At 65.7% G+C, this 4,301-nt stretch carries 4 protein-coding genes; 2 read left to right on the plus strand and 2 right to left on the minus strand.

Annotated features, from left to right (window positions below):
• Window positions 1-123: 123 nt before the first annotated feature.
• Window positions 124-798 carry a globin domain-containing protein gene (locus tag AC2VON_RS02070; protein ID WP_486951449.1) on the plus strand — a complete coding sequence of 225 codons (675 nt, stop codon included), beginning with the start codon at window positions 124-126 and terminating at the stop codon, window positions 796-798.
• A 56-nt stretch (window positions 799-854) separates the two neighbouring features.
• Here AC2VON_RS02070 and AC2VON_RS02075 read toward each other — a convergent pair whose 3' ends face one another.
• Both AC2VON_RS02075 and AC2VON_RS02080 read right to left on the minus strand, forming a co-directional pair.
• On the minus strand, window positions 855-2,042 hold the full coding sequence (locus AC2VON_RS02075; protein WP_486951450.1) for an NAD-dependent formate dehydrogenase: 1,188 nt from the start codon (window positions 2,040-2,042) through the stop codon (window positions 855-857).
• Window positions 2,043-2,353: 311 nt separating this feature from the next.
• A complete protein-coding gene (locus AC2VON_RS02080; protein ID WP_486951451.1) occupies window positions 2,354-2,908 on the minus strand; it encodes a hypothetical protein in 555 nt (184 codons plus the stop codon).
• A gap of 314 nt (window positions 2,909-3,222) precedes the next feature.
• Here AC2VON_RS02080 and AC2VON_RS02085 point away from each other — a divergent pair.
• On the plus strand, window positions 3,223-4,301 hold a 1,079-nt coding region (locus AC2VON_RS02085; RefSeq protein ID WP_486951452.1), incomplete at its 3' end, for a site-specific integrase.

The raw sequence follows: 4,301 nt of genomic DNA on the forward strand, positions 1-4,301 counted from the left end.
CACCAGCAGCATCGACGGAGGCCCGCCCTCAATGGCGGAGCCACGCGGTGAGCATTTTCGATGAGCAGAACTGGGCAGTTTCAGTGAGCGCGATCAGTTGATCACCCTGCGCTGGAGCGTGACTTGTTCAATCGGGGTAATCAGGCTCAGGGTGACCAGCAGCGGGCGCTCGCCGGTGCCATCGCCTCTTTCGCGGAGCTGCTGGTCGCCGGCTACGCCCCAGCGCCGAACAAGATGTTGTCGAGGATTGCGAACAAGCACGCGTCGTTGGGCATCACCGCGGAGCAGTATCAGTTGGTGCATGACTATCTGTTCGACGCGATCGCTGCTGTGGGCGGTGACGCCATCACCGATGACGTCAGCGCCGCCTGGGACGAGGTGTACTGGCTGATGGCCGATGCACTCATAGGTCGGGAGGCCGACCTCTACGCGCACGCCGGTGTTGTTCCCGGCGACGTGTGGCTGCCAGCCCGGGTGCTGACCCGCACGCCGGATGCGCCGGACTGCATCGCATTGACGTTGATCGGCACCGACAGCGCCATGCCCGAGTTTCGTCCGGGCCAATACACGTCAGTTGCGGTGACGCTGCCCGATGGTGCCCGGCAGATCCGGCAGTACAGCATCACCGCTGCCACCACGGATGCCTCGGTGTGGCGGATCAGGATTCAGCGGGTCGCCCCAGTGGCCGGTTCGCTGGTTGGCGAGGTGTCGAACTTCATCCACGAGAATGTGTTCGAAGGCGATGAGCTGATGCTGTCGCGACCGTTCGGTGACCTCACTCCGGGGCTGCTGACGTAGCCCAGTAATTGGTGTGCGGTCTTCGGACCAGGCGTCCTCGGCATCCTACTGTCCGGCTATTGTCCGGCACTGCCCGGGCTGGCGTCACCGCCGACACTGTACGACGCTGCGCCGGTGCCGGCCAGCTGCCCGCCGTCCACGATCAGGTACTCCTCGCGGACGGGGCGACCGGCGAAGAAGTCCTCCAGGATCTCCCGGGTGCCCGCCGCGTAGCGGGCCTGCGCGGACAGCGTGCAGCCCGAGACATGTGGGGTCATCGCGTTGTGCGGCATGGTGCGCCACGGATGATCGGCCGGCGGCGGCTGCGGGTACCAGACGTCGCCGGCATAGCCGGCCAGTTGCCCGCTGTTCAGAGCTGCGACGACCGCGTCACGCACGCAGATCTCGGCGCGCGCGGTGTTGACGATGTAGGAGCCCCGCCGCATCGTTGCCAGCAGGTCCTCGTCGAACAGGTGGTAGGTCTGTGGGACCAGCGGCGAGTGGATGGACACCACGTCGACCGCGCGGACCAGCGATGCCACGTCGGGGTGGTAGGTCACGTTCAGATCCTTTTCGACGTCTTCCGGCAGCCTGCGGGTGTCGGTGTAGTGCAGGTGCACGTCGAACGGAACCATCCGGCGCAGCACCGCCTGCCCGATCCGCCCGGCGGCGACCACTCCGACGTCCATGCCCTCCACGTCATAGGCGTGGGACACACAGTCGGCGATGTTCCAGCCGCCCTCGGCGGCCCAGCGGTGCGACGGCACGAAATCACGTACCAGGGCTAGGATCTGCATCACCGCGTGCTCGGCGACGCTGATGCTGTTGCTGTAGGTTGCCTCGGCGACCGTGATGCCGCGGTCGATAGCGGCTTTGAGGTCGACGTGGTCCGAACCGATCCCGGCGGTCAGCGCCAATTTGAGCTTGGGCGCCTTGGCAATCCGTTCAGCTGTCAGATATGCTGGCCAAAACGGTTGCGAGATAACCACTTCGGCGTCGGCAAGCTCGCGTTCGAACTGACTATCCGGGCCATCCTTGTCGGAGGTGACCACCAGCTGGTGGCCGCCGTCTTCGAGGAACTTGCGCAATCCCAGCTCCCCGGAGACGCAGCCGAGCAGCTCACCGGGCCGAAAGTCGACCGACGACGGGCTGGGCAGCGTCTGGCCGTCGGGGTAGCCGCCCAGCACCGGAATGGCATCGCGGGCATACACCGGCGGGTAACCGGAGACCGGGTCGGGGTAGAGCACCAGCACAACCTTGGCCATGACAACCTCTTTTCCAGCTTTCCAGGGGCTCGCGGGTTTCGGCTCACACAATATCTCCGGCTCGGCCGACCGGTTGCCCGGCGGTGTATGCCAAGATCGGGGCATTGCCGGACAGGGTGCCGGTTACCCTGAGCTGATGGCTCAGATCGCGCGTGGTCATCACACGGTGCCCCGGTTCTACTTGGACCGTTTCGCCAACGATGGTCAGGCAGGTCGGCTTCGCCAACGATGGTCAGCAGGTCGGCGTGGTGCGACTCCCCGGCAAGGTCCGATATCCGCGGGCCACAAGATTGAGGTGTCGGTGAAGCTGTTTAACGATGCGACGATTCACAGCGCACGTGAATGCGTCTTTCACCACCCCGGCGACGCATCCCTGATTCCAGCCGAGCTGCCCGAACCAAAACTATCGAGATTTCGGCAGACCATCCGCGGTGCCCGCGCAGGATGAACAGGGAGGACGGGAAGTAATTCGAGACGACGAGATCTACGCGTTTCGACCAGCCATGCAGTCGGACACTGCCGCAGGCGAACTGCACGGCCGCGACCGACACGCGCACGCTGCTGTCGGAAACGGCGCGCTCGGCGCCCAGCACCACCCGGCATGGGAGTTTGCCGCCGCTGGATTGCCAGCCATCAGCGTGCGTGAAGCCGGGCGGTAGCGGGACGGGGCCGCTTCGGTCGTCGGCGAATATGCTCCGCAGTTCGGCCAGCGCGGCCACGGCTTGCCGGTAGCCGGCATGGCGCTCGGCGTCGGTTTCGTAGTCGTCGCCGTAGCGGTCGAGCCAGCGTTGGAAGTGTGCGCTGTCGCGGTGGACGGGATCGGTGTTGACGCTCTTTACGTAGGCGGATCTCGTTGCGGTTGTCATGGCCCAGCTAACCCCTCTTATCGCCAGGCCGGAGTTTCACCATCGGGCACGTTTTGGGCACGCGCCCCGTTCACCGCTTCAAAAACCTAACGTGCCTGCATAAATACTGGTGCGCGGTACTGGGATTGAACCAGTCCAGTCGGTTTGCCAGCCCTGTGTAGTTGATCAGCGCATTAGCCGTTCTACCTGCGCTGACTTCACACAGTACAATGTTCGTCAAGCGGAAGCAAGCGGAAGCGAAGTTGCTAGTGTCAGGTCACGCTGAGGTCATGACCTGAGATCGCGGCCCACCGCCGCGACAGGAAGGCGGCGACATGACGCGCGGTAAAGGCCGCAAGGCCCGACAGTCGGGCGTATTCGGGTCTGTCGACAAGCTGGCTACGGGCTACCGCGCCAGGTATTTCGGGCCTGACGGTCGCCGCCATAAGGCGCCGACGCTGTTCTTGACCAAGTACGAGGCCAGGGCGTGGCTGGCGCTGCGCCAGGCCGAGATCGTCCGCAAAGCGTGGCAGCCACCCGAGGCTGCCGAACGCAAACCCGATCCGCTCACCTTCGCGGAGTACGCGCAGACCTGGCTGGCGCAGCGAGAGTTGAAGGCCCGCACTCGCGAGCACTACGCCAAGCTGCTCGATCAGCACCTGATCCCGGCGTTCGGGCATCTGGCGTTGGCGTCGATCACCGCCGACGATGTACGCACCTGGTACGCCCGGTTCGGGGCCAGGACGCCGACACTGCGAGCGCATTGTTACGGGTTGCTCCGCACGATCATGGGCACCGCCGTCAGTGACGGCCGGATCGCGGTGAATCCGTGCGTGATTCGCGGTGCCGGCAGCTCCCGGCGCGTCCACAAAATCCGGCCGGCCAGCGTAGCGGAGCTGGCCACCATCACCGAGGCGATGCCCGAGCCGTACCGGTTGATGGTGCCGTTGGCGTCATGGTGCGCGTTGAGGTTCGGGGAGCTGGCCGAGCTGCGGCGCGGCGACATTGACCTAGCCGGCCAGGTGATCCGGGTGCGCCGAGGCGTCGTGCGCGTCCACGGTGGCGCCTTCCGCATCACCACACCGAAATCCGACGCCGGCATCCGCGACGTGGCTGTTCCGCCGCACCTTATGCCTGCAATCGATGACCACCTGCGCCGCCACGTTGGCGCCCGGCGCGACGCGCTGCTGTTTCCGGCCCGCCACGGCCAGCACCTGGCGCCGGCCACGTTGGCGCGCTGGTTCGCCAAGGCGCGGGCCGCAGCGTCACGTGACGATTTGCGCTTTCACGATTTGCGCCACAGCGGTGCCGTGTTGGCCGCGGCCACCGGCGCTACGCTGGCTGAACTGATGGCACGGTTGGGTCATTCGACACCGCAAGCGGCCATGCGCTACCAGCACACGGCCGGTGGGCG

The sequence above is a fragment of the Mycobacterium sp. TH-M82 genome (genome assembly GCF_057473605.1).